The following is a 24524-nucleotide window of genomic DNA, read 5'->3' on the forward strand; positions in this document are numbered from 1 at the left end:
TTGAATGGGCTCTGACCAAGCCGCTGGGATTACCAGCGGTGCTCGAATTTCTTGCGCAGATAGACTGCCGTGGCGTTGAGCGAGATGAGCACCGTCAGTAGCACGAGAATGCCCGCGGCGGTGCGCTCGACATAAGACGACTCCGGCATGCCCGCCCAGGTGAATATCTGTGCAGGCAAGACGGTGGCGGCCTGGGTGAAGCTGGTGGGGGCGTCCGGGATGTAGGCGATCATGCCGATAATGATCAGTGGCGCGGTTTCGCCCAGCGCCTGCGCCAGACCGATGATCGAGCCGGTAAAAATGCCGGGCATCGACAACGGCAGGACGTGGTCGCGCACGGTCTGCCAGCGGGTGGCCCCGACGCCGAAGGCGGCCTGGCGGATCGAGTCGGGTACCGCCCGCAGGGCGGCGCGCGACGTGATGATGATGATCGGCAGGGTCATCATCCCCAACGTAAGACCACCCGCAAGAGCCGAAGAACGAGGTGCACCGAAGAAGTTGATGAAGATCGCCAAACCCAGCAGACCAAACAGGATCGACGGGATCGCGGCCAGGTTGTTGATATTGACCTCGAGAAAGCGCGTGAACCGGTTGTCCGGAGCGAATTCCTCGAGATAAACCGCCGTCATCACCCCGACCGGGAAGGCAAAGGCCAGCGTGACAATCAGCACCAAAACCGAGCCCATCGCGGCCGACGCCAGGCCGGCCATTTCCGGCAACTTGGAGTCACCATTGGTGAAAAAGCCCGTGTTGAAGCGCAACTCGGCGCGCCCTTCCTCGGCCAGTCGGTCGAGCACCTCGATCTGCTTGTCTTTGAGACGGGCCTTGCGCCCCTTGAGATACTGGTCGACCGCATCGTCAGCCAACACCCACTCGGTCTGCGTGGTTCCCAACAACGATTCATCGTCGGCCATGCGACCCGGAATCAGGCGCAGGTAACCGCGGCTGACCAGGTCCCGATAGTCCGCCTCGACCGCGGCCAGTGGCAGCTCGGCAGCCCGTTCGCTGTAGTCCACCTCGACCTCGATGTAGCCCTGCTGGAAGGCCGGCAGCCCCTTTGCCAGCATGTCACCAAGGAAGACCAGCAGGAAGGTGCCAGCCAGGATCAGCGCCGCCATCGACAGCCACTTCATGCGGGCCGACTTGCGGTGGCGCTTTTTCAACTGACGGGAGATGTCGTCGAGGGACTGAGCCATGACGGGTTGCTTCCGATTAATCCAATTACAGGTTGCTGACCGCGTATTTCTCGCGGAAGCGGCGAATCATGAGCACCGAGACGGTATTGAGCGCCAGCGTGATCACGAACAGCACCAAGCCGAGGGCGAAGGCCGACAGGGTCGCTGCCGACTCGAACTCGTTGTCGCCGGTCAGCGACGAGACGATGCTCACCGTGACGGTGGTCATGTCCTCGAGTGGGTTGCCGGTGAGGTTGGGGCGCATGCCGGCCGCCATGACCACGATCATGGTCTCGCCCAGTGCCCGCGAGACACCCAGCAGCGTCGCCGAAATGATGCCGGGCAAAGCGGCGGGCAGTACCACAGAACGAATCGTCTCCGCCCGTGTGGTGCCCAGTGCCAGCGAGCCTTCGCGCATGGCGTTGGGTACCGAATTGATCACGTCGTCGGATAGCGAGGAGATGAACGGGATGATCATGATGCCCATCACGATGCCGGGGGCCAGCGCGTTATTGAACGAGGCGTCCAGCCCGACCGAATTCGCCAACGAGACGATCAGCGGCGCGACGGTGATCGCGGCAAAGAAGCCGTAGACCACGGTCGGGATGCCGGCGAGCACCTCGAGCACCGGCTTGGCCACGTCGCGCACCTTCGACGGGGCGAACTCGGCCATGTAGATCGCCGCCGAGACCCCGATGGGTACCGCCACCAGCATCGCGATCACGGTGATCATGAAGGTGCCGGCGAACAGCGGTACCGCGCCGAAATTGTTGGATGCTTCGGGTAAGCCGTCGCCACGCCCAGCGCCTTCGAGGAAGGAGTCACCCGGCGCCCAGGTCGTGCCGGTGATGAAGTACCAGAAGCTCTCCATCTGGAAAAAGCGGATCGCCTCGAACACGATCGCGAACAGGATGCCGAAGGTGGTCAGGATCGAAATCGAGGCCGCGCCAACCAGCACCCACTTGACGGCACCCTCCAGCGAATCGCGGGCGCGCAGTTCCGGCCGGACCCGGCTCAGGCCGACGAACAAGCCGAACGCCCCCAGACCCAATGCACCCACTACCGCCAACCAGCCGGGGAAGACATCTTCGAACAAGCCCAGCACGATGGCCGCGAGCATGGCGACGACCATCGCCGGACCCGCGGCGCTCAGGACGGTGAACCAGGCGTATTGATCCGGCTGGGAGTGCATGGGCGTCCCGCTGGCGCGGACACGGGCAGCCTTGGAACGGCCGAGGAAGAACCCCAGCACCCCGAGGAACAAGACCCCGGCAAAGAACGTCATCAGTATCTGGTCGGTCTGCATGGCAGCGGGTTCCGTCTTGTCGATGGCCGATCGTTGCCGGTCATCCGGTCGATCGTCGGCTGAGGCGGCGATGTTCAGGCGGCCCATTATTGAGAACCTGGCTCCTGTTGCAAGCATTCGGTCATCAAAACACCAAACGCTTGCGACAAGAGAAAGCCGGTGAGCGAGCCCACCGGCTATCCCCATCCCTGGATGAGCATCCCTTCCCCCTCCTGGGAAAGCGGATCCTGCGCTTACTTGAGGTCGGACATCTGCAGCTTGGTGCGATCGGAAACCCGCTCCTGCCACTGCTCGAGCTCAGCCTGCGGCAGCGGGATCAGGCCGATGCCCTTGAGGTAGCCGAGATCGCTGATCATCTTGTCGCTCATGAACAGATCGACGTAGTCACCCATTGCCGGAACGTCGGCGGCGTGGCTGTTCTTGATGTAGAACCACAGCGAACGGGAGACCGGGTACTCACCCGAACCGATGGCTTCCGGCTCCGGGGCGACGCCGTCGATGTTCGAACCAACCAGCTTGTCGCTGTTCTCGTCGAGGAAGGAGTAGCCGAAGATGCCGAAGGCGTCGGTATCCTTTTCGAGCTTCTGGACGATCAGGTTGTCGTTCTCGCCAGCGTCGATGTAGGCACCATCCTTGCGCAGGTTGGCGTAGCCTTCGTTACCGTAGGCTTCCATCTCCTCGGTCACGGCCTCGAGCACCAGTTCCTCGAAGGCATCACGGGTGCCGGAGGTGGTCGGCGGGCCATAGACGCGGATTTCACGGTCCGGCAGCGAGGAGTCGACGTCGCTCCACTTCTTGTACGGATTCTCGACCAGCTTGCCATCGACCGGCACTTTCTCCAGCAGCGCCATGGCGATCTGCTCGCGGGTGAACGCGGCGCTGTCGTTCTTGTTGCTCTGGGCAAAGGCGATGCCGTCGTAGCCGACCATGGCCTCGGTGATGTCGGTGACACCGTTCTCCTGGCAACGCTCGAACTCAGAGGTCTTCATGCGGCGCGAGGCGTTGGTGATGTCCGGGGTGTCCAGTTCACCGCCTTCGCAGAACAGCTTCATGCCGCCGCCTGAGCCGGTGGACTCGATAACCGGGGTCGGCCAATCGGTGGTCGCGCCCAGCTCTTCGGCGACGTAGCTGGAGAACGGGAAGACGGTGGAAGACCCGACGATGCGGATCTGGTCACGGGCATGGGCGGTGCCCATGGAGGCGGCCACGACGGCAGCCAGGCCAATCGTTGTTACGGCAAAAGGTTTCATACGGGTCATTCCTCAATTGGTGTTCAACACAACGCGTTTGCGGGATTGGATACTGAGGATCGTTTGTGACAACAGGATGAATTTGTGACAACGGTTCGGTGACAAGCATAGAGGTGGAAGTGGAAGAGATGTGCCGTTGGGCGTTTGCTGCGGCCCACTCCGCCAAGGCCCCCGCCTCAGACCTCCCGCTTTCTCGCGAGCATCGCGGCTAAAGCCGCTCCTACGAGCCCTCTTCCAGCTTCAAGCTCCAGCCGTCAGGCCGCGGCCGGCGGCTTGACCCGGAACCACACCGCATACATCGCCGGCAGAAACACGATGGTCAGCACCGTGCCCACGGCGATCCCGCCGATGAGCGTGTAGGCCAGCGGCCCCCAGAAGGTGCTGGCCGTCAGCGGCACGAACGCGAGCACCGCGGCCAGGGCGGTGAGCACCACCGGCCGGGCACGGCGAATGGTCGCCTCGATCACGGCGGTGTAGCGGTCATCGCCCGCGCGGCGGTTCTCGTCGATCTGCCCCACCAGGATCAAGGTGTTGCGCATGAGTATCCCCGCCAGCCCGATCAGCCCCAGCAGGGCGACAAAACCGAACGGCTGGTTGAACAGCGCCAGCGCCCCGGCGGCACCGATCAACCCCAGCGGGGCGGTCAGCAGCACCATGAACAGGCCGGGGAATGAGCGCATGTTGAGCATCAACAGGGTCAGCATGAGTACCACCATCAGCGGCATGATCACCTTGATCGAGTTCTGCGCCTTGCCCGACTGCTCGACGGTGCCACCGATCTCCAGGCGATAACCGGGCGGCAGATCGGCGCGCAGATCGGCCAGGTCCTGCCAGCTGGCACTGGTCGCATCCGGCGGCTGGGCGCCGCGGATCTCGGCGTTGACGTTCAGATAGGGGACCTGGTTACGACGCTTGAACACCGGCAATTCGCTTTCCACCTCGATCTCGCCCAATTGGGCCAACGGCACCGTTTCGCCATTGGCGCTGCGGATCGGCAACTGATCGAGCCGAGCCGGGTCGCGCGCCTGTTCCGGGTTGGCCAGGACGATCACGTCGATGCCGCGGATGCCCTCGCGCAACTGCGTGGCCGCCCGACCGTTGATCAAGCCCGCGAGCTGTTGCTGAACCTCGGCGGGCGTGAGCCCCAGGGCCGCCAGACGCGCGGGGTCGAGCGCCAGGCGCAGCGTGGGGATCTGCCGCCCCCATTCCAGATGCGGATCGACCAGGTGCGGATTGTCCGCCATCACCACACGTACCCGCTCGCCGATCTCGACCAGCCGCTCGACTTCCGGCCCCATGACACGGAACTGCACCGGCCAGACCACCGGCGGGCCGTACAACAGCGGGTGCGCGCGGACCCGCGCCTCGGGGAAGGCGCCCTCGGCGATCATCGTCTGCATGCGCCCGCGCAGGGCCTCGCGTGCCTCGGCATCGTGCGTGACGGCGATGATCTTGGCGAAGGCCGGATCGGGCAGCTCGGGATTGAGCGCGAGAAAGAAGCGCGGCGCGCCGCGGCCGATGAAGGTCGACAGCGATTCGAGTGCCGGATCGTCCTCGATCGCCGCGGCGACGCGCTCGGCCACCTCGCGGGTCGCTCCGATCGAGCTGCCCTCCGGCAACTGGATATCGATCAGCAATTCCGGGCGATCCGAGCTGGGGAAGAATTGCTTGGCCACGCCCTGCCCCATCAGCACGGCCGAGGCGACAAACAGGATCAACGTGCCCCCGATCACCCACCAGCGGTGGTGCACGCAACCGATGACCAACCGCCGCAGCCCGCGGTAGACACGCCCGGCATACATCTCGCCGGAGGAGGGCTGGACCTTCGGCAACAGCTTCACCCCCAGGTAGGGGGTGAACACCACCGCGACGACCCACGAGGCGATCAGCGAGATGCCCAGAATCCAGAAGATGTTGCCGGCGTACTCGCCCACGTTCGACTGGGCAAAGCCGATCGGCACGAAGCCCACCACGGTCACCAGGGTGCCCACCAGCATGGGCATGGCGGTGACCGTCCAGGCATGCGCCGCGGCGGCGACCCGGTCGGTGCCCTCCTCGAGCTTCACCAGCATCATCTCGATCGCGATGATCGCGTCGTCCACCAGCAGGCCCAGCGACAGGATCAGCGCCCCCAGCGTGATCCGGTCGAGGTTCTTGCCGGTGATCTGCATGACGACGAAGGTAATCGCGAGCGTCAGCGGCACGGCCAGCGCCACCACCAGGCCGGCACGCAGCCCCAGGGCGAGAAAGCCCACCAGCATCACCACGCCCAGGGCGAGCAGGAACTTGATCTGAAAGGTGTCCACCGCCAGGCGAATCGCATCGGCCTGGTTGGTGACCTTCTCCAGTTGCACACCGGCAGGCAGCCCCGCTTGGATGCGCTCCTCGAAGGCCGCCAGCCGCTCGCCGAGCTTCAGGCCGTTGACGTTGTCGGCCATGACCACGCCCACCATCAGCGCGCGCTCGCCGTTGTTCTCGACGATAAAGGCGGGCGGATCGGCCAGCCGCCGCGACACCTCGGCGACGTCCGAGACACGCAGGACCTGCTCGCCGATCACCAGCGGGGTGTTGCCAATGCGTTCGATTGCGTCCGTGCCGCCGCCATCCAGCCCCGGACCGACGCGCACAGACAGGCGCGGACCGTCGGTCTCGATCCGCCCGGCCGAGGTCATGCGGTTCTGGCCGGCAAGCGCGGCGGCCACCGCATCCAGTGACAGGCCCAGCGACTGGATGCGCGCCGGGTCGAGGCGGATTTCGATCCGGTCGACCTGCTCGCCGATCAGGTGCGCCTTGTCCACGCCCTCCACGCGCAAGGCCTCGCGCCGCAGGGTTTCGGCGGCCTGAACCTGCAGGCGCTGCGACACCCCCGGCGCGGTCAGGGCGTAGAGCGTGAAGTAGACGTCGGAGAAGTCGTCGTTGAACAACGGGCCAACCACGCCCGGCGGCAGCTCGGGCTCGGCATCGGAGAGGTGCTTGCGCACCTGATAGAAGGTGTCGCTGACTTGCTCGGGCGGGGTGGATTCCTCGAAGTTGATCCGCAGGTAGATCGAACCGGGGCGGGCGACGCTCTCGACGAAATCGAAGTAGGGCACGTTGTCGAGCGCACGCTCGAGCGGCTCGCCCACCTGCTCCTGCATCTCGCGGGCGGTCGCGCCTTCCAAGTGGGCCTCGGCGAGCATCACCTTGAGGGTGAAGGCCGGATCTTCGGCGCGCCCCAGCGAGACGAAGGCATACAGACCGGCGGCGGCCACCAGCAGGATCAGGTACAGCGTGATCGAGCGCTCGCGGACCGCGAGCGCCGAGAGATTGAAACGCGAGGAATCGGCGGGCTGGCTCAAGGCCGCGGCTCCCCGGCCCCGCCGGCCAGCTCGGCGGCGCGGCGCGGGCGGACCCGCTGGCCATCGTGGAGCCGATTCACGCCCGCGGCCACCACCAACGCACCGACGGGCAGGTCGCCCGCGATCACCGCGTAATCACCCGCCACCGAGCGCACCGTCACCGCGACCGCCTGCACCGCATCGTCCTGCACGCGGAAGACCCGCGACTGGCCATCACGGGCGAAGACGGCGCCCACCGGCACACGCAACGTCGGTTCGCCGCCGGCAAAACGCAGGATGGCCGTCTGCCCCAGCGACCAGGGCTGCCCCTCGACCGCCGCCCCGTTCAGGCGGTAACGAGCGGCATAGGTGCGACTGGCCGGGTCGGCCGCGCCGCTGACCGAATCGAGCTTGGCCGCCACCGTTTGCCCGTCACCAACCAGTTCGGCCATGGCCCCTTCCGACAGGGTCGGCATCCGTCGCTCGGGCACGGCCACTTCGACCAGCCGCCCGGCATCCGCGGCCAATTGCAGCATCGGCTGGCCGGCGGCGACCACGTCGCCGACATCGGCCAGCAGGCCGGTCAGCACGCCATCGAACGGCGCGCGCAGCTCGGCGTAGTCGAGGGCATTCTTCGCCTCGGTCAGTCGTGCCTCCGCATTACTCATGGCCGCGGCAGCCGCCCGTTGGCGGGAGATGGCTTGATCCAGTTGTTGCCGGCTGGCGACATTGCGGTTCGACAGGTCGCGGATGCGCGCCAGTTCCTGGTCGGCGAGCGTTGCCTCGGCCTGCGCCTGCGCGAGGGCCGAGCGGGCCGAATCCAGCCGCGCACGCAAATCCCGGTCGTCGAGTCGGGCCAGCACCGCACCGGACTCGACCCGCTCGCCACGCCGCACCAACCGCTCACTGATCCGCCCCGCCACCTGGAATCCCAGCGCGCTGGCGGTCTTCGCGACCACCGCACCCACCAGCGCCGGCCGGGCATCGACCCCAGCACGCACCGGCGCCACCAGCACCACCGGCAGGGTCTCGGCCGCCCCCTCGACGTCTTCCGCCTCGGTCGCCTGGACCGCATGGGTCGCAAACAACAGCGAGGCGGCCAACAGCGCGCCCGACAGGAATCCCGCCGGCCAACCCGCGGCAAAAAGCCGCCTTTCCTTTGCCATACTCACCGGCAATTTCCCTCTCCCGTCCACGGACAGCCGGACCATTCCATGTCAAACGCCCCCACCATCGTCTGGTTTCGCCAGGATCTGCGCCTGGCGGACAACCCGGCCCTCGAGCGGGCCGCAGTAAACGGAGACATCATACCGGTATACATCCTGCCGCCCGAGGGGCCCGATCAGGCGCGTCGTGACGGCTTTCACCACGGCGGTGCCAGCCGCTGGTGGCTACATCACAGTCTCGCGGCACTCGATCGTGACTTGCAGGCGTTGGGCGGTCGCCTGATCATTCGCCGCGGCGAGCCGGCCGACGTGCTGACTCGGCTAGCGGCCGACTCCGGCGCCACGACCGTGCACTGGAACCGGCGTCTGGAGCCGGCCGGTATCGCCACCGACCGCGCCACCAAGCAAGCGCTACGCGACGAGGGCCTGGCGGTGGAGTCGTTTGCCGGCAACTACCTGCACGAGCCGTGGAACGTGCTCAACAAGCAGGGCGCGCCCTACAAGGTATTCACGCCCTACTGGAAGGCACTGCTCGCCGCGGGCATCGACCAGCCGATCCTGCCCGAACCCGAGGGCCTCAACCCCGTTCCGGCGGAAATCGACAGCGAGACGATCGGCTCGCTCGGACTGCTGCCGCAGCGGGACTGGGCCGACGGCTTTGCCGAGTGGTGGACGCCGGGCGAGGCGGGGGCCTGGGATCGGTTCGAGTCGTTCCTCGACGACGTTTCGCACTACCACGACACCCGCAACCGGCTCGATCTCGACGGCACCTCGCGGCTCTCGCCCCACCTGCACTTCGGCGAGATCTCCCCGCGCCAGGTCGTCGCCCGAGTGCGATGCGAATACCCGGATGCCCTCGACGACAAGGGCCCCGAGGCTTTCCTGCGCGAGATCGGCTGGCGCGAGTTCGGCGCCAATCTGCTCTACCACTTTCCCCAGACGCAGACCGACAATCTCGATGCCCGCTTCGACCACCTGCCCTGGCGCAACGATCCCGACCACATCGGTGCCTGGCAGCGCGGCGAAACCGGCATTCCGGTGGTCGACGCGGCCATGCGCGCCCTGTGGGCGACCGGCTGGATGCACAACCGCGCTCGGATGATCGTCGCGTCCTTCCTGACCAAGAACTGCCTGGTCGACTGGCACATCGGCGCCGACTGGTTCATGGACACGCTGGTCGATGCCGATCTGCCCAGCAACACCGCCGGCTGGCAGTGGGTGGCGGGCACCGGCGCGGATGCCGCGCCCTACTTCCGCATCTTCAACCCGGTGCTGCAGGGCGGGAAGTTCGACCCCGAGGGCGCCTTCGTCCGCCGCTGGGTACCCGAACTGGCCGGGCTGCCCGACAAGGCGCTGTTCGCCCCCTGGGAGGCCGACCTCGGCACCCTGAGCCGCGCCGGCGTGACACTGGGCGAGACCTACCCCCGCCCGATCGTCGATCTCAAGGCCTCCCGCGAGGCGGCCCTGGAGGCGTTCGCGCAGATCAAGGATTACGAGAGGTAACGGCCGATACGAGTAAGATCGGCCACCCGATTACCCCATTGTTCTGAGCTTCATGTCGATATATAGTGAAAAACATAACGCGATGTTCACCGGCTCGCTCGGCCTGAAACTGGGTGCCGGCGAGGTGTCCGATCGCCGCCTGCGGCTGCTGGCCGCCCTGGAACAGACCGGCTCGATCAGCGGCGCGGCGCGGTCGATCGGCATGACCTACAAGGCGGCCTGGGACGCGGTCGACGCGATCAACAACCTCGCCGACAAGCCGCTGGTCACCACCCGTCATGGCGGGTCGAAGGGCGGCGGGGCGGGGCTCACCGAGGACGGGCGGCGCCTGCTGGCCGCCTGGAAGCGACTCAACGGCATGCAACAGGAGCTGCTGGCCCTGTTCGAACGCAACGAGCTGACCGACGATCTGGACCTACTGCGGAGGATCCACATGAAGACCAGCGCGAGGAACGCCCTGGCCGGCCGGGTGAAGGCGATCACCTACGGCCCGGTCAGCAGCGAGGTGGTGGTCTCGCTGGCCGGTGGCGACGAGCTGGTCGCGGTGATCACGCGCCGCAGCGCCGAGGACATGGCGTTGGCCGAGGGTCGTGCCGTGCATGCCCTGATCAAGGCAAGCTTCGTGATCCTGAGCGACGCCGACTCGCGCACCTCGGCGCGCAATCAGCTCTGCGGCACGGTCGAGCGCATCGAGACCGGCGCGGTCAACAGCGAGGTGGTGGTCGCCCTTCCCGGCGGCGCGCGCCTGACGGCGGTGGTGACCAACACCAGCATCGACATGCTGGGCCTTGCCGAGGGGGCGGCGACCTGCGCGCTGGTCAAGGCCAGCCACGTGATCCTGGGCGTGGACGAGTAGCCCCGCGAGCACTCACGCGGTGTCTCGCTTGGCGCATCGATATATACCCAACAACCGATCGAAAGACAAAACCAAGGAGCTCGAGATGTGGAAGAAGACCCTGATGGCCGCCCTGCTTGCCAGCGGCTGGCTGACCGCGGCGGCGGCCCAGGCCGAGACCATCACCGTGGCGGTGGCCGCGAACTTCACCAAGGCGGCTGAGGAGATCGGCGCGGCCTGGGAAGAGTCCTCCGGCCACGAGGTGCGGTTCTCCTTCGGCCCCTCGGGCAAGCTCCTGGCCCAGATCCGCAACGGCGCCCCCTTCGACGCCTATTTCTCCGCCGACACCGGCCGACCGGAACAGCTGGCCGAGTCCGGCGAGGCAAGGGACGTCTTCGTCTACGCCCGGGGGAAACTGGCCCTGTTCAGCCTCGATCTGCCCGTGCACGAGCGCGCCGAGGAGATCCTGGCCGACAGCGACTTCCGCTACCTGGCCGCGGCCAACCCCAAGGCGGCCCCCTATGGGCTTGCCGCGCAGCAGGTGCTGGAAAAGCGTGGTCTCTACCAGCGCTATCGGGCGGAGGGGAAGATCGCCACCGGCGAGAGCATCACGCAGACCTTCCAGTTCGTCACCACCGGAAACGCCCAGCTGGGTTTTGTCGCCCTGTCGCAACTACGTGACCCGCAAAGCCCGGTAACAGACGAGGGACACATCTGGATGCCGCCGGCAGAGGACTACGATCCCATCGAGCAGGGCGCCGCCGCGCTGACCCGCAGCCAGCATCCCGAGGTAGTCGACGATTTCCTCGCCTTCGTTCGCAGCGACCAGGGCGCGGCGATCATGGAGAAGTATGGCTACGACACGCCCTGAGGACAGGCCATGACGCTGTTCGGCATCCCGCTCGACACCCACCCGATCTGGCTGACCCTGCAGGTGGCGGCGGTGACCACCATCCTGCTGCTGCTCATCGGCGTACCGATCGCCTGGGGGCTTTCCCGCATGCGCTCGCGCTGGCGGGTGGCCTTCGAGGCGCTGGTCTCGCTGCCGCTGGTGCTGCCGCCGACGGTGCTGGGCTTCTACCTGATCATCGCGATGAACCCCAATGGCGCGCTGACCCAGTTCCTGGGACTGTTCGGCTTCGACGGCCAGCTGACCTTCAACTTCACCGGCCTGGTGATCGGCTCGGTGCTGTTCTCGCTGCCGTTCATGGTCCAGCCGATGATGTCCGCCTTCCAGGGGCTCTCCGAGGAGGTGCTGGATGCCGCCCGGCTGATGCGCGCAGGCTTTGTCGACCGGTTCTTCACCGTAATCCTGCCACTCTCGCGCCAGGGGCTGCTGGTGGGCTCGGTGCTCACCTTCGCCCACACCATGGGCGAGTTCGGCGTGGTACTGATGGTCGGCGGCAATATCGAGGGGCAGACGCGCATGGTCTCGATCGCGATCTTCGATCACGTCGAGTCGTTCGAATACGCCCAAGCCCACCTGCTCTCGGCGGTGATGGTGGTCTTCGCCTTCGTCACGCTGGTGGGCGTGTACCTGATTAATCGCCGGTTTTCGGCCAGGCTGGGGTAAGACCATGTTCGAGGGCAATCTGACACTGACCGTCGGCGACTTCCGGATGGCGTCCGGCGACTTCGCCTTCGACTCGGAAGGCGTGACCGCCCTGTTCGGCCGCTCGGGCTCGGGCAAGAGCACGCTGCTGCGCGCCATGGCCGGATTGGACCGGCATACCCGCGGCCAGCTGCGCTTTCACGACGAGGTCTGGCAGGACGGCCGTCGTGGCCGACCGGCCGAGCAGCGCGACATCGGCATGGTCTTCCAGCACGCCGCCCTGCTCGCGCACCGCACGGTGCGCGGCAATCTCGACTTCGCCGCCCGGCGCGCGCCGCAAGACCGTGGGGCGGCCATCGACCGCGACCAGATCATCGAGCGCACCGGCATCGGCCCGCTGCTCGACCGGGCGGTGGGCAGCCTCTCCGGCGGCGAACGCCAACGGATCGCCATCGCCCGGGCGCTGATCGGCAAACCCCGCGTGCTAATGATGGACGAGCCGCTGGCCGCGCTCGACTGGCGCGCCAAGGCCGAACTGCTCGACCTGTTCGAGACGGTGATCCGCGATTTCGCCATCCCCACCGTGATGATCACCCACGCCCCGGCGGAGGTGGAACGGCTGGCCGACCGGGTGGTGTTCATGGCGGAAGGACGGGTCGAGCGGGTCGAGCCATTGAAGGAGGCGCTCGGGCGGGTCGACTCGCCGCTGTTCACCGAGGAAGGCCCGGTCGCCTCGCTCGACGGCCACGTGGAGCACGTCCACGGCGACCCGCACCGGCTGCGCTTCGTCACCGCGCCCCAAACGGGCACCGGCCAGCCGGTGACCTTCCAACTGGGCGCGGACGGCTCGACGACCGAGCACGGCCCGCGCCGCCTGCGGGTGCGCGCCGACGACGTGGCACTGGCCCGGGAGCGACTCGACAACATCTCGATGCAGAACCAGCTCCCGGCCCGGATCGAACGGATCGACACCAGCGCCCCCGGCCGCCGGGCCGTGTTCCTCACCCTGGAAGACGGTCAACGGCTGGTCAGCGAGGTCACCGACCGCGCCGTGGCCGACATGGGGCTGGATGCCGGCCAGGCCGTCATCGCCCTGGTCAAGAGCGCGGCACTGGCGAGGTAATCCGGGCAGGGCGGCACAACCGCGGGCCCGCGTGGCGCGATCAGGCGGAAACCGAGCCCTTCCCTGGCCACGATGCCTCGCGGCCAATGTCGTCGCTGACCCGACCCTCGCGGCACAGCTGGCCCATTCTCATCAATTGCCGATCAAGCTGCGGTCCCCAGCCGTAGTGACGCACCGCCCGTCGGCGCGCGCCGGCGCCTGCCGCCAGCCAGTCGCGCTCGAACAGACGCGTCACGCCTCGGGCCAGCGCGGCGGCCCGAGCCTTCGGGACCAGCTCCCCCACCGCCTCGTCGACCAGTTCCGGCGTGGCCCCGGCAGCCACGCCGACCACCGGCAGGCCGCAGGCCATCGCCTCGAGGATCACCAATCCGAAGGTCTCGGCATCGCCGGCATGCAGCAATGCGTCCGCCGAGGCGAGGTAGGCGGCCAGCGTGTGCTCGTCGGCAACGTAATCGACCACGCGCAGGCGGGGATGACTGCCGACCGGCATGCCAGCGCCGATCAGCAACAGGTAGTAACGCTCGTCGAGTTCATCGAGCGCCGCGACCAGCTGGTCGACGTGTTTCTCGCGCGTGTTGCGACCCGCGAACACCAACACCCGGGCGTCTCGCGGGATCCCCAGGCTGTCACGCAGTCCCGGTTGGACCGCCGAGGGGCGAAAGACAGAGGTATCCACGCCGAGCCGCTGCACACTCACATTGCGCACGCCCAGATCGACCAGCTGACTGGCCATGACGTCACTGGGGGCGAACATCCAGTCGAAGCGACGATACAACCGCGCCAGGTAGCGCCCGGACAGCGGCCTGACCCAGTCGCCGCAGCGCAGCGCGAGCAACCGCGAAAGATCCGAGTGAAAGAAGCCGACCGCCGGCACTCCCAGACGGTTTGCCGCGGCCTGGGCGGCGTGCGCCGTCACGTAGGGATCGCCGGCCTCGATTGCATCGGGTGCCAGTTCGATCAACGCCTCGCGCCAGGGGCCGGCTCGCAAGGGAAAGCGATAACCATCACCGGCCGGCAGACGCCAAGCCGGCAACTGGCGCAACCATTGATTGGCATCGGCCGACCACGCTGGGTGGGGGCCGGGAACCAGCAGGCTGTGCTGGCAATCCGGGCAACCGGCGATGTGGTCGCGCTTGGCCTCGAGGTAACGCCGCACGCCGCCCGAGGCCGGCCCCCAGAACATCGTGACGTCGGCCAGGTGCAGTGCCGGGGAAGCAGGTGTCTTTTCCATTTGCACCAAACTACCCCGCGTCCATGACGGTTTGTTGTCAGTCGCGCTCGTCAAGGGAAGGTCGGTACGATTCGATGGCATCTCTGGCTTGCGGGTTTGCCCGCACTCGGCGTTGGCGGTCCCGCAGAGGCGCTATCGAATCGTACCGACCTTCCCTAATCGGGCCATTCGACCGGCAATACCCGCTCGGGGAATTGGCGAGCCAGGTGGGCGAGGTTGCGGCAATCCGGGCGATGGAGCTTGTAGCCCTGCGAGCGACTGAGGAAGGCCATCACCCGCTCGCCAGGCTGCGGCTGGCAGCACTTCGCGCGCGTCACCTTGAGCCCGTCGATCGACTGGTTCTCGATCACGAGACTGCGGCCGCCCGGCGGCTCGGGCAACGGCTCGCCCTCGGGGGGCGCCTCGCGCGGCGGACGGGCGGAGCGGTCGGCCGCCGCGCCCAACTGACCGCGCGCGGCGGCCTGCAACGTTTCGGCGGCGATGCGCTGGTGCCCCACGGCCAGGAACAGCTGGTCTTCGCTGTTGACGCCAAGCGCCTCGAGCAGCCGCCGTCGCGCGGCGGCATCCATGGAAAAGCGCCGATAGAGCCGCTCGCAGGTCAACCGTCCCCGCTCGCGGGCATCCTCGCGATCGAACTGCGCGAACCAGTTGCGCACCTTGGCCCGCGAACTGGCCGAGCGCAGAAAACCGCTCTTGGCGTGCGCCCACTCGCGGCTGGGTGACGGCTCCTTGTTCGTCAGGACCTCGACCGTGTCGCCGTTGGCCACCTCGGTCTTGAGTGGCGCGATCTGGCCGTTGATCTTCGCCCCGCGGCAGCGATGTCCCAGGTGGGTGTGAATGCGATAGGCGAAATCGAGCACCGTCGCCCCCGCCGGCAGTTCGACCAACTCGCCGTCGGGCGTGAAGGCATACACCATCGGCGCATCCAGCGGCCGGATATCGCCGCGTGACAGATCACGACGCAGCGATTCGACCTGCATATCGAACGGATTCGCCGACCCGCCGCCGGCCTTATAGCGCCAGTGGGCGGCAACACCGAACTCGGCGAAGGCGTGCATCCGCTCGGTGCGGATCTGGATCTCGACCACCTTGTCCTCGTCGGCGCGCACGGCGGTGTGCAGCGACTGGTAGCCGTTGGGCTTGGGCCGGGCGATGTAGTCGTCGTACTCGCTGGGGATGGGGCGGAACAGTTCGTGGACCACCGAGAGCGCCGCGTAACAGTCGGTAACCGAGTCGACCTGCACCCGCAGCGCGCGCACGTCGAACAGCCCCTCGAAGGAGACCTGCTTGCGGCGCATCTTCCCCCAGATGCTGTAGATGTGCTTGGGTCGACCGTAGACCTCCGCCCGGATGCCCGCCTGGATCAGGGCGTGATTCAATTTTTGCTCGACGTGAGCCAGATACGACTCGCGGCTGGTGCGACGTTCGTCGAGCAGCCGGGCGATCTCGACGTAGGTGTTCGGCTCAAGGTGGCGGAATGCCAGATCCTCGAGCTCCCACTTGATTTGACCCAGTCCGAGCCGATGCGCAATCGGCGCGTGGACGGCCAGCGTCATGCCGGCAAAGCGCCGACGCCGCGCCTCGTCGGGCTCGTCGCCGAGTGCCCGCATCCCCTCGAGGCGGTAGGCCAGATCGATCAGCACCGCGCGGGCGTCACGCGCGCCGGCGAGCAGCAGGCGACGCCAGTGCTCGCGTTGCTGTTCGGTCCGCGGCTCGGGATAACCGGCCTCCCAACCCCGCAAGCGCTCGATCGCCTCGAGCAAGCGCTGCACGTCCCGACAGCCGTTGCGATCCAGCACGGCCGAAGCGAACGAGGCGGTTTCAGACTCCGGCGACCGGGGCTCGCCCGAACCGGATTTGCCCGAACCGGATTTGCCCGAACCGGATTTGCCCAGGGCCGGGTCCGCCAGCAAGGCCGCAACCAGGGTTGGCAGGTCGGCCTGGATGTCCGCCAGCGCCACGGCCACCCGCGGACCGGCCGCCCCTTCCGAGGCGCGCGCGACCGACAGACACAGGCGTTCGACGGCCAGCGCCACATCCGGCGCGACCACGCCGCCCATGCCATCGAGCACCTGTTGCAGGCGCTGGCAGAGATGATCGGAGCTGATGTCGAGCGGATGCTGCATGATGATGGGTCGATGGCCTTGCCGACCGACCCGCGCCCTCGTGTTGGGTTACGGCTGATTACCGTGGCAATATCCCGTTGAAACGCTTCCCTGCCGGCCCGACCGGCGGGGTGTCATCAGATTATCACCCGGCCCGCCAGCCGGGGATGCCCCAGGACAAAGGCGCCTCATGGAAAAGCAGATAGACATTCACGCCGAGCATCACCGCATCAATCGGAACTCGTGGCTCCGGGCCGCCGTAATGGGCGCCAACGACGGCATCGTGTCGGTCTCGAGTCTGATGCTGGGCTTCATCGCCGCCGGCAGCCCGCGCGCGGCCATCGTGCTGGCGGGCACCGCCGGGCTGGTCTCCGGGGCGCTCTCGATGGCGGCCGGCGAGTATGTCTCGGTGCAGTCACAGAAAGACACCGAGAATGCCGATCTCGCCATGGAGGCGCGCGAGCTGGAGATCAACTTCGATCATGAACTGGCCGAGTTGCGCGAGATCTACATTGACCGTGGCCTCACACCGGAAACGGCCCAGGAGGTCGCCCAGCAACTCATGGCACACGACGCCCTCGGCGCCCATGCCCGCGACGAGATGGGGCTGCACGAGATCACCCGGGCTCAACCCTTTCTCGCCGCCTGGGCGTCGGCTGCCGCCTTCTCCGTCGGGGCGGGCCTGCCCCTACTGACCGTACTGTTCACTCCTGACGCGACCATGATGCCCGCGGTGGTGGCGATGACCCTGATCTCGCTCGGCCTGCTCGGCGGCCTGGCCGCCCGCGCCGGTGGCGCCTCCATGCTCCGCGGTGCCGCGCGCGTGCTGTTCTGGGGCGTGGCCGCCATGGGCGCAACCGCCTTCATCGGCAACCTGATCGGCTATCACGTCTGACCGCGGCCTGATGGAGCCCTCCTCCGAGTGCAGGCCGATCGTGGTACTGATCCACGGGCTGTGGATGGGACGCTGGGCCATGTGGCCACTGGCTCGTCGGCTGAAACAGGCCGGCTTCGCCCCCCTTCTTTTCGGCTATCCCAGCCGCGCCGCCCCTGCGGCCAACGCGGAACGACTCGCACACTGGCTGGACGAGCAGAACGCCTCTCCGGACCACTTCCTCGCCCACAGTCTCGGCGGCGTGCTCCTCGCCCACCTGTTCGCCCGCCACCCCGATAGCCGACCGCCCGGGGCACGCCTCGTGTTGCTGGGCTCACCCTTGGCCGGCAGCGCCGTCGCCCGAGGTCTGGCCCAATGGCGACTTGGGCGATGGCTGCTCGGCGGCAGCCTGGAGGCGGGACTCGCCGGCGACGTCCCGACCTGGACCGCCCCCAACACCCTGATGCTGGCCGGCACCCGGCCAGTCGGCCCGGGTCGTCTCGTCCCTGAGGCGCTCGTCTCACCCAACGACGGCACGGTCGCCGTCGCCGAAACCTCGACACCCGGACTGACCGATCACCGCTGCCTGCCCGTGAATCACTTCGCACTGCTCTGGTCGGAGCGCGTGGCGCAAGCGGCCATCGACCACCTCTCATCAGGCGGCGAGTGACGCCCCGGGACATCCCACACAGCTCATCGCACTCGCGATAAGCACGGGAACACGAAAAAGGCCGACCCATGTAGAGCCGGCCCTGGTTGTGTGGCCTCTTGGTCAAACCTTACGCCGGCACGATTGGGCCGGCGGGACTCGCCCTTATTCGCCAGTATTCGGCGTGTGGTAGGCGGCAAAGTAGTTCTGTTCGCCCATCCGATCGAGCAGCTCGAGCTGCGTCTGCAGCCAGTCGGCATGGCCTTCCTCGTCGACGAGGATTTCCTCGAACAGCTTCCGGGTGCCCACGTCACCGTCATCGGCGGCCTCGCCAGCGGCCTTGCCGTAGAACTCGATCGAGGCGAGTTCTTCCTTGAGATCGGCCTTGAACATCTCGGTCAGCGACTTGGAACGCTTGGTCGGCTTGGCTTCCGTGACCACCGGGTCCCCGTTGAGGAACAGGATGCGATCGATGAACCGGCTGGCATGCCCCAGCTCTTCCTGCACCTCGCCGTTCATCTTGGTGGCCAAGCGATCCAGTCCCCAGTCCTCGAGCACGTGGGCGTGCAACAGGTACTGGTGAGTGGCGGTCAATTCCATCGACAGCGCCTGCTGCAGGTTCTTGAGTGTCTTTTCGCCTTTCTTCGTCTTGGCTGCGCACATCGGTGGTAGCCCTCCGTGAAACGAGTGGAAATCTTTTCCGACGCCTGTGGCGCCGGGTCTGTGCAAGACCTTAGACCCCTGCGGGGATTTTGCCAGCCGAAAGTGCGGTAAAGCGCGCCCGTGGGTCCTGGCCGTAGAAGCGTGAAAGATGCTCGTAAAGCGCGGCATCGAAGTGGCACAGCTCCTCGGGCAGCCGGAAGAAGTACTCGGAGAGCACGGCAAAGAACTCGGCCGGATTGGTGGCCGCGTACGGGTCGATCGCCGGCTCCCTCCCCATATCGACCTCTCGATTGAGCCGGTCGAAGGCCGCCTGGAAGTCATGCGTCCAGCGGGCGCGGTCATGTCCCTTGCCCAGCGGCGGGAAGCCGTTTTCCGCGCCATTGGCCCCGTCGATGAAATGCGCCACCTCGTGGATCACCACACTGGCGGCGTAATCCGGATCGAGACCGGCCTCGATATCCGCCCAGGAAAGCACCAGCGTGCCATGGGACCAGGCCTCGCCGGCGCGCAGGTCGCGCACGTGGTGCACCACGCCGGCCTCGTCGACCTCCTCGTGATCGACCTCAAAGGCATCGGCATACACCACCACCGAACGGATGCCCGCCAGCCAATCCATCCCCAGCGAGAGCACCGGCAGGCTCGCCAGTGCGGCAATCCGCAGTTGCATGGTATCCGTGAGCTCCATCGCCCCGCCGGCGTAAAACGGCCGACCGGCAAGGAACCGACCGGCCAACGGCCGCAGGCGTTCGCGGTCCTCGGTCGACAGGGCCGCCAGTTCCGGCAGTTGAGCGCACAGGGCTGCCCATGCACGGGGCGGAATCTCAATCACATCGTGAGCGCCTCCACCGAACAGACCGGCGAGCCAGCGCCACACCCTCAACCCGGGGCCTCGCAGGAATCCTGCGCCAGCGTCATGTACTCACGGGTTTCGGGCAGGTAATGCACCACCCCCTCGAGCACGCCGGCGGCGTAATTGCCGTTCATGCCGAACAGCCCGCCCTGCGCCAGATAGAGCGTGTCCTCCAGGGCCCCGGCCCGCACCAATTCGCGAGCACGCGCCTTGACCGCCGGATCGGCATTGGCCACCAGCACGCCGTTGATGTGGCTGCCGAGGGCGTGAAGATCGTTGCCCGAATCGCCGGCAAATATCGCCCGGCTCTCGTCGAAGGACAGGTGCTGGATGAGGAACTCGATCGCGTGCAACTTGCTGGCGCTGGTCGGCAACACGTCGAGCAACAACACGTCGGCCGCCTCGTCGAGCGACCAGACCAGCCGCGCGTCGACCCCGTTGCGCCACAGCCGACCGTGTAGCTCGGCGTCGAGCACCTCCTGATTCGACTGCCGGTCGACGTAATAGCTCGCCTTGAACGCCCCCTGCTTGACCGTCTCCTGAGGCCGGATGGCGGAGATGTCGGCGAAGATGTGGGTCACGTCGTCGTGCATCAGCCCGTTCCAGGCCGGGGCAATCTGATCGGTCCAGGCCGGCCAATGGACCCAGTCACCATCCCCATGGCCGGCCTGCGAGCGCGGCGCGTAGATCGTGGTGCCCACGTCACCGATGATGTAGTCCGGCTGCGGCAGGGACCACTCGTCGATGCCGTCGAGCACCAGCTGAAGGTCCCGGCCGGAAACGAACACCAGCTCGACCGCCGGATGGGCACAGAAGCGCGCCAGTCGCGGCCGCGCCTCGGGCGATTCCTCGGCATTACCATTGGGGATCAGCGTTCGGTCGAGGTCACAGCACAACAGGATCGGCGCCAGCTTGCTCATGATGCCTCCCCATCATCGCCCCGCTCCTCCGGTAGGTCACAGGCGCCGAAGAAATCGTAGTGCTCGATCGCCTCGAGCACACCCATGGGTCCGTGCGAGCGCGTGAAGATCACCCGATCGAGGTCCGTCAGCCCCGGCAGTTCACGTGCCCCGTCGGGCGTGACCACTGCCCCGAGCGGATTGCCACGCAGCATGTCCTCGTCGGTTGCCACGCCGCCGGTCACCAGCAGGTGGTCGAGCGCAATGCCCCATTGCGTGGCGAAATACCGCAGGGCAAAGCCCTTGGATGCGCGCACCGGCATGGCCAGCAACTCGTTGCGCGACAGGCGCACCAAGTTGGCGTGAATATCCAGTTGATGCAGTTCGTTCTCCAGGGCCTCGAAGCCCGGGAACACGTCGGTATCAGCGATGAAGGCGTGCACGGAATGCACCCCCTGCACCGCCCGGGAGCGCACCTCCACACCGGGGGTGCGGGCCAGCAGGTTGTAGACGCGGTCCGGTTGCCAGGCGTAGCCGATGTGGCGACTCCAACCTTCGTCACGCGACAGGCGCGGGCCGTAATGGATCTGCGTGCCGCCGCGAGTGATCAGCACGTCGGGCGTGGGTACGCCCAGTTCCTTGAGCGCGCTGAGCACCTCGCGGCGCGGTCGATCGGAGACCACCGCAAAGCCGGCCTGCCGGCGATGGGCTCGCAATGTCTCGACCAGGCGCCCGCGCGTGGGCGCATCGGTGGAGCCGCCCAGCGCCACCAACTCGACCACCAACGCCCGGTCGACCTGGCTGAGCATGTGTTCCGGCAAGCTGGGGCGGGCCACCCGACGTTCGCCCTCGAACAGGGTGGCCACGCGAGCCAGGTAACTTTCGACGTGGGCCTCCCAGGCATAGCACTCGCGCACGCGCCGGATGCCGTTTTCCGAATAGCGACGCCAGCGATCGCGGTCCTCGATCAGCGCGGCGATCCGCTCGCCGATGCCCTCGGGGTCCAGGGGGTCGATCAGTTCGCCGTTCTCGCAGGCGGCAATGATGTCCCGCGGGCCGCCGTCCTCGGTGGCCAGGATCGGTGCCCCGGCGGCGGCGGCCTCGATCAGTGTCAGGCCGAACGGCTCGGTCAGCGCGGGGTTGATGAACACCCCGCCACTGCTGGTGACCAGCCGGTAGAGATCGGGCACGTCGTCGGACTGGTGGTGGCGCGGATAGGCGGCCACCCCGTAAAGGTCGTGGTAGTCGATCAGCAGCAACAGATCGGTGAGCACCTTGCGTGGGCCGGCATCCATGTCGCGAATGTCTTCGCGGTTGCCGGCGACGATCACCAGGTTTGCCTGCTCGCGCAGCGTGGGATGCGCGCCAAAGGCCTCGACCAGCGTGGCAATGTTCTTGCGCTCGTCGGGTCGCGAGAGCGCCAGCACTATCGGCCGGTCGGGCTCGCGGAGGAAGCGATGCAGATCGGCACAGATCGGCGGGGCGAATGGATCGGGTGGCGGGGAGAAGCGCTCGAGGTTCACGCCGGGCGGGATCACCGTCATCTTCTCGGGATCGGCCCAGTCGTAAAGCCCGTACTGCTCCTCGATCTCCTGGCCGGTGCTGACCACCACCATGTCCGCGGCGAGCAGCACTTCTTCCTCGGCCCGGATGCGGGTGGACATGGCGTAGGTCGACTCGATCGTCTCGCCGCTCTCGCCACGTGCCAGCAGCCGGCGGCGCTTGACGCGACCCAGCGAATGGCCGGTGTGCGCCAGCGGCACGCCCAGGTGGTGGGCGAGCCGCACGCCGACGTAACCGGCATCGGCGTAATGGCTGTGAATCAGCGCCGGCGTCCGACCGACCCCATCGATGTGGGCCAGCGCGCCGTCGACAAAGCAGTTGAGGTAGGCCCAGAGCCGCTCCTTGGGGAGGTATTCCTCGGGACCGGCATCGATGCGGATGATGTGGGCGTTGTCGCCCAGGTCCTCTTCGGGCTGGGCGTAGTCGGAGGCCACCCGCGAATCGATCACCCGCCGGGTGAACAGGTCAACCCGCGCGACCTCGGGTCGGCGGGCCAGCGCGCGGGCCACCTCGACCACATAGAGGGTCTGCCCGCCGGTATCGGCGTCGCGGCCCAGTTCCAGGTCCTGCCCGCGGATCAGCCCGTGCACGCTGATCAAGCAAATGTAGAGCCCGTCTTGATCGTTTCTTTCCGGCATGGCGTCAATCGTCTCCCCGATCTGATTGTGCCGACCCACCCCGTCCGTTCCCAGGGACACTGTCCTCATCCTCGGTCAGCGCAAGGTCCACCAGGCAGCTGGGATTGGCCAGCAGGTGGCGAGCCAACAGCAGCCCGGTGGCGCTCCAGACCTGGTGAAGATTGGCCCGGCGACCGATCAGGCGACCGTGCCGGCCGTCGTAATACTCGGGCCAGTTGTCGACCATCAGCCGCCGCTCGGCAACGCGGAAAGCCCGCTCGCCCAGATCCTGGCGATCGGCGGCGAGTGCCGCGGCCACCATCGGCCAGATCAGCACCGGCCAGTTGCCACCGTTGTGATACGACCAGGGCACGTTCTTGGGATCCGATCCCGTCATCAGGCGCCACTCGGCGCCGCGCACCGGCGGATAGACCAGCTTGACCGGCATTTGTCCCACCAGGTCATCCCAGCGCTCGGTGACGGTGCGCATCAGCAGATCGCCCTGCTCCGCGGTCGCCAACCCGGCCATCGTCGCGAGAAAATTGCCCTGCGAGAAAAACCGGAAGTCGATCCGACCCGGGCCGAGATTGCCGACGAAATAGCCGCCGTCGTCGGGCAGCCAGTCGGCCACCCACTCGGGGATCGACTCCGGATAGATGTTGAAGACGTTGTCGACGTCGTGACCGAACTTCTCGGTGGAAAAACGGTGGACCTCGTTGAGTACGTTGATATCCAACCAGTAATAACGGCGGACATAGTCGCGCAGCACGCCGCGGCGGCGCTTGGCCAGGTCCATCAACCAGTGGCTGCCCTCGTCGACGGTCAACAGGTCGGCGGCGCGCAGGGTCATGTCGAACAACGCCTGGATCTCGAGCGGATGACCGTTGACGCCCATGCGGCGATCGACCATGAACGAGCCATCCGGTACCAGCAGGGTGGGGAAGACCTCGAAGCGACTCTGCAGGCAGAGGCTCAGAATCATGCGCAGCCCGCGCTGGACCTCCGGGGTGTGGGCGAAGGCCGTGTCACCCGTGTAGCGCACATAGGCGCGCAGCAGCACCGCCCACCACATCATCGAGTCCACCGGGGCGACCCGGCCGATGGCCCGGTCGCCGAAGTCGGCCGACAACTGCTCGCTGCCGTCGTCGAGGGTGATGACGCGGAACGAGGCCGGCAGCACACCGGGGGCGATCTGCTGCCCTTCCAGCTCTTCCTGCTGGCCACGCATGCGCAGGATCATGGCGAGAAACTCGCGCACCACGTCCGAGCGCCCTTCCAGCAACATCAGAAACGCCGCCGAGACGAAGTCACGCACGAAGCAATCGCGGTAGTTCTCGGCCGGGGCACGCGGGTCGAGGCTCGCCATCGTGCCGACCGGGTGACCCTGATAGCGGATCACCGCGTCATCGAGCAGGCGGTAGGCATCGGCGAGCACCGCCGACTCGTCGGCGAAGCGGGGTTGGGCGAAGCAATGCCGCGAGGAGTGCAGGGGTTCGGTGGCACGACTCGTTGACGGACGCTCGTTCATCCGGGGTCCTTCGCTAGATGCGGAATGGGCTGAGTTGGGAATGCAATGATCCGCAGGCGCGGCGCGTTGCCGCACAGGCAACCTCTGCACGAACCGCCAACGCCGCAGACGGGCGCCTGGCGGCCCACCCTACGGGGCTGTCCGGTTTACCCACCCTCTTTGTTGCCGCTTATCGGCGGGCATTCAGCCCGCCTTCAAAGCGGTGCCTCGATGGTGAACAAGCCGGTAGGCCAGAGGCATTGGCGGTTCGTACAGAGAGTCCCGAGCACCCGGGGTCAATTCCAACTTAGCACAGCCAACCGAAACGGTAACGCGTTC

19 protein-coding genes are annotated in these 24524 nt (G+C 66.9%); 7 read left to right on the forward strand and 12 right to left on the reverse strand.

Going from position 1 to position 24524, the window contains the following annotated elements; translation table 11 throughout:
• Positions 1-29: 29 nt before the first annotated feature.
• From pstA to ABGV18_RS00165, 5 genes are all read right to left on the reverse strand, one after another.
• Complete coding sequence (pstA, locus tag ABGV18_RS00145; RefSeq protein WP_396584305.1) at positions 30-1196, reverse strand: phosphate ABC transporter permease PstA; 1167 nt, start codon at positions 1194-1196, stop codon at positions 30-32.
• A 25-nt stretch (positions 1197-1221) separates the two neighbouring features.
• The gene (gene pstC, locus ABGV18_RS00150) at positions 1222-2568 is read right to left on the reverse strand and encodes a phosphate ABC transporter permease subunit PstC (RefSeq protein WP_396584306.1); all 1347 of its coding nucleotides are present in this window, start codon (positions 2566-2568) and stop codon (positions 1222-1224) included.
• 146 nt (positions 2569-2714) lie between these two features.
• On the reverse strand, positions 2715-3731 hold the full coding sequence (locus ABGV18_RS00155) for a PstS family phosphate ABC transporter substrate-binding protein (RefSeq protein WP_396584307.1): 1017 nt from the start codon (positions 3729-3731) through the stop codon (positions 2715-2717).
• Between the two features lie 254 nt (positions 3732-3985).
• Positions 3986-7069: an efflux RND transporter permease subunit gene (locus ABGV18_RS00160; RefSeq protein WP_396584308.1), complete on the reverse strand. Its 3084-nt coding sequence runs from the start codon at positions 7067-7069 to the stop codon at positions 3986-3988.
• Complete coding sequence (locus tag ABGV18_RS00165; protein WP_396584433.1) at positions 7066-8214, reverse strand: efflux RND transporter periplasmic adaptor subunit; 1149 nt, start codon at positions 8212-8214, stop codon at positions 7066-7068. The genes ABGV18_RS00160 and ABGV18_RS00165 overlap by 4 nt, the downstream gene beginning before the upstream one ends.
• 48 nt (positions 8215-8262) lie before the next feature.
• Here ABGV18_RS00165 and ABGV18_RS00170 point away from each other — a divergent pair, with 48 nt between their 5' ends.
• The 5 genes from ABGV18_RS00170 (at position 8263) to modC (ending at position 13227) form a co-directional block, all read left to right on the forward strand.
• A complete protein-coding gene (locus ABGV18_RS00170) occupies positions 8263-9717 on the forward strand; it encodes an FAD-binding domain-containing protein (protein WP_396584309.1) in 1455 nt (484 codons plus the stop codon).
• 52 nt (positions 9718-9769) lie between these two features.
• Entirely contained in the window at positions 9770-10573 is an 804-nt protein-coding gene (locus ABGV18_RS00175; RefSeq protein WP_396584310.1) for a TOBE domain-containing protein, read from the forward strand.
• A gap of 85 nt (positions 10574-10658) precedes the next feature.
• Positions 10659-11423: a molybdate ABC transporter substrate-binding protein gene (gene modA, locus ABGV18_RS00180; protein WP_396580349.1), complete on the forward strand. Its 765-nt coding sequence runs from the start codon at positions 10659-10661 to the stop codon at positions 11421-11423.
• A 9-nt stretch (positions 11424-11432) separates the two neighbouring features.
• On the forward strand, positions 11433-12125 hold the full coding sequence (modB, locus tag ABGV18_RS00185; protein WP_396584311.1) for a molybdate ABC transporter permease subunit: 693 nt from the start codon (positions 11433-11435) through the stop codon (positions 12123-12125).
• A 4-nt stretch (positions 12126-12129) separates the two neighbouring features.
• Positions 12130-13227 (forward strand): molybdenum ABC transporter ATP-binding protein, encoded by a 1098-nt coding sequence (gene modC, locus ABGV18_RS00190; RefSeq protein WP_396584312.1) that lies wholly within the window; start codon positions 12130-12132, stop codon positions 13225-13227.
• A gap of 40 nt (positions 13228-13267) precedes the next feature.
• Here modC and ABGV18_RS00195 read toward each other — a convergent pair whose 3' ends face one another.
• Together ABGV18_RS00195 and ABGV18_RS00200 are read right to left on the reverse strand one after the other, a co-directional pair.
• Complete coding sequence (locus tag ABGV18_RS00195) at positions 13268-14458, reverse strand: glycosyltransferase (RefSeq protein WP_396584313.1); 1191 nt, start codon at positions 14456-14458, stop codon at positions 13268-13270.
• 155 nt (positions 14459-14613) lie between these two features.
• Complete coding sequence (locus ABGV18_RS00200) at positions 14614-16584, reverse strand: TGS domain-containing protein (RefSeq protein ID WP_396584314.1); 1971 nt, start codon at positions 16582-16584, stop codon at positions 14614-14616.
• A gap of 169 nt (positions 16585-16753) precedes the next feature.
• Between ABGV18_RS00200 and ABGV18_RS00205 the strand changes: the two genes are divergently transcribed.
• Both ABGV18_RS00205 and ABGV18_RS00210 read left to right on the forward strand, forming a co-directional pair.
• Positions 16754-17458, forward strand: coding sequence for a VIT1/CCC1 transporter family protein (locus ABGV18_RS00205; protein ID WP_396580358.1), 705 nt, complete (start codon positions 16754-16756; stop codon positions 17456-17458).
• Between the two features lie 10 nt (positions 17459-17468).
• Positions 17469-18107, forward strand: a complete 639-nt coding sequence (locus ABGV18_RS00210) for an esterase/lipase family protein (protein ID WP_396584315.1) — start codon at positions 17469-17471, stop codon at positions 18105-18107.
• Positions 18108-18251: 144 nt separating this feature from the next.
• Here the strand turns inward: ABGV18_RS00210 and ABGV18_RS00215 are convergent, their stop codons facing one another.
• The 5 genes from ABGV18_RS00215 to ABGV18_RS00235 all read right to left on the reverse strand — a co-directional run bounded on the left by ABGV18_RS00215 (position 18252) and on the right by ABGV18_RS00235 (position 24206).
• A complete protein-coding gene (locus ABGV18_RS00215; protein WP_396580362.1) occupies positions 18252-18749 on the reverse strand; it encodes a bacterioferritin in 498 nt (165 codons plus the stop codon).
• Positions 18750-18819: 70 nt separating this feature from the next.
• Positions 18820-19578, reverse strand: coding sequence for a M90 family metallopeptidase (locus ABGV18_RS00220; RefSeq protein WP_396580364.1), 759 nt, complete (start codon positions 19576-19578; stop codon positions 18820-18822).
• Positions 19579-19625: 47 nt separating this feature from the next.
• A complete protein-coding gene (locus ABGV18_RS00225) occupies positions 19626-20519 on the reverse strand; it encodes an HAD-IIB family hydrolase (RefSeq protein WP_396584316.1) in 894 nt (297 codons plus the stop codon).
• Positions 20516-22699, reverse strand: a complete 2184-nt coding sequence (locus tag ABGV18_RS00230; protein WP_396584317.1) for an HAD family hydrolase — start codon at positions 22697-22699, stop codon at positions 20516-20518. Before ABGV18_RS00230 ends, ABGV18_RS00225 begins: the two co-directional genes overlap by 4 nt.
• A 4-nt stretch (positions 22700-22703) precedes the next feature.
• Positions 22704-24206, reverse strand: coding sequence for a glycoside hydrolase 100 family protein (locus tag ABGV18_RS00235; RefSeq protein WP_396584318.1), 1503 nt, complete (start codon positions 24204-24206; stop codon positions 22704-22706).
• Positions 24207-24524 lie beyond the last annotated feature (318 nt).

The organism is Guyparkeria halopsychrophila (assembly GCF_044582135.1).
Classification (GTDB): domain Bacteria; phylum Pseudomonadota; class Gammaproteobacteria; order Halothiobacillales; family Halothiobacillaceae; genus Guyparkeria.